The organism is Nostocoides australiense Ben110 (assembly GCF_001050535.1).
GTDB classification, from domain to species: Bacteria; Actinomycetota; Actinomycetes; order Actinomycetales; family Dermatophilaceae; genus Nostocoides_A; species Nostocoides_A australiense.
This window is the reverse complement of sequence record NZ_HG764815.1, coordinates 3,607,589-3,609,079: the sequence shown is the minus strand read 5'-3', so window position 1 is coordinate 3,609,079 and position 1,491 is coordinate 3,607,589. Positions and strand designations below refer to the sequence as shown.

Sequence of the window (1,491 nt, the reverse complement as noted above, 5' to 3'; positions counted from 1 at the left end):
CGGCGAGCGCGGCGTGCAGGCCGGTGCCGGGGGCGACCCGTTGGATGCGGTGGCTGGGCAGCCGCGTGGCGAGGGCGCTGTCGGGTCCGAGATGGCCGGCGAGGTCGCCGGCGACCGTGGCGTCGAGGATGAGCAGCCGGTCCGGCCGGGTGGTCTGTGCCGCGACGGCCTCAAGGGCGTCGACGAGACGGTCGTCGATGCGCGCGACGAGCAGGACCGCTGTCACCGGGACAACGGCCGGGTCCGGCGTGGGTTCGGCCATGGCGAGGTAGGGCAGGTGGGCCGCGGGGGCGGCGGTCACCGGGCGGGACCGGTCACACGGCGCGGCGCTTCAGCTTGCGCCGCTCGCGTTCGGAGAGGCCGCCCCAGATGCCGAAGCGCTCGTCGTTGGCCAGCGCGTAGGCGAGGCATTCGCTGCGCACCTCGCAGCCGGTGCAGACCTTCTTGGCCTCCCGGGTCGAGCCGCCCTTCTCGGGGAAGAACGCCTCGGGGTCGGTCTGGGCGCACAACGAGCGCTCCTGCCAGGAGAGGTCTTCCTCGTCCAGGGCATCTAGGTAAACGACATCACGCACGGGCCACTCCTCGCCATTTCTGCCTGAACTCGTGCGACACGAGGTCGGATTCCCGCCGCGCCGCAGCACCACACCAGTGGAATTACACGCGTGTCATACCCCGGAAGTCAAGCCATTGCGAGGTATGAGTGAAGATTGGCCGCATGCGAATCACTGCCTTGGCGGGTGGAATCGGCGGCGCGCGCTTCCTGCGCGGCCTGCGTGCGGCCCTCGACGCGGACCCCGTTCTGGCGCAATCGGAATTGACGATCGTCGCCAACACCGGCGACGACATCACCCTGTTCGGGCTGCGGGTCAGCCCCGATGTCGACACTCTCCTCTATACCCTCGGGGGCGGGATCGACGAAGCGCAGGGGTGGGGCCGAGCGGACGACAGCCGGCGGGTGCAGGGCGAACTGGCGGCATACGGGGTGCAGCCGCAGTGGTTCGGGCTGGGCGACCTCGACATCGGCACCCACATCGCCCGGTCGTTGTGGCTCGGCGAGGGGTTGACGCCGTCGCAGATCACCGAGCGGCTGGCGACCCGGTGGGGGCTGCCGGAACAGCGGATCCGGCTGCTGCCGATGAGCGACTCCCCCGTCGAGACGCATGTGATCGTCGAGCGCGACGGCGGGCCGGAGGCGATCCACTTCCAGCAGTGGTGGGTCGGCGAGCTGGCCCAGACCCCGGCTCAGCGGTTCGTCGCCGTCGGGCTGGAGCGGGCGGCGCCGGCGCCGGGCGTTCTCGAGGCGATCCGCGAGGCCGACCTGATCCTGCTGCCGCCGAGCAACCCGGTGGTCTCGATCGGGATCATCCTCGGCGTCCCAGGGGTGCGCGACGCCCTGCGCGGCGCCGTCGCACCGGTCGTCGGTGTCTCGCCGATCATCAGCGGCCGCCCGGTGCGCGGGCACGCCCACACCTGCCTGCACGTCATCGGCGT

At 71.5% G+C, this 1,491-nt stretch carries 3 protein-coding genes; 1 reads left to right on the top strand and 2 read right to left on the bottom strand.

The features are described 5' to 3' along the window. Together BN11_RS24260 and BN11_RS17655 are read right to left on the bottom strand one after the other, a co-directional pair. Positions 1-301: phosphoheptose isomerase family protein (locus tag BN11_RS24260; protein ID WP_048699618.1), on the bottom strand; the 301-nt coding region annotated here is incomplete at its 3' end. A gap of 13 nt (positions 302-314) precedes the next feature. Beyond that, positions 315-572: a WhiB family transcriptional regulator gene (locus BN11_RS17655; RefSeq protein ID WP_048699617.1), complete on the bottom strand. Its 258-nt coding sequence runs from the start codon at positions 570-572 to the stop codon at positions 315-317. 143 nt (positions 573-715) lie between these two features. Between BN11_RS17655 and cofD the strand changes: the two genes are divergently transcribed. Then, the coding region (gene cofD / locus BN11_RS17650; protein WP_048701879.1) for a 2-phospho-L-lactate transferase at positions 716-1,491 on the top strand (776 nt) is incomplete at its 3' end.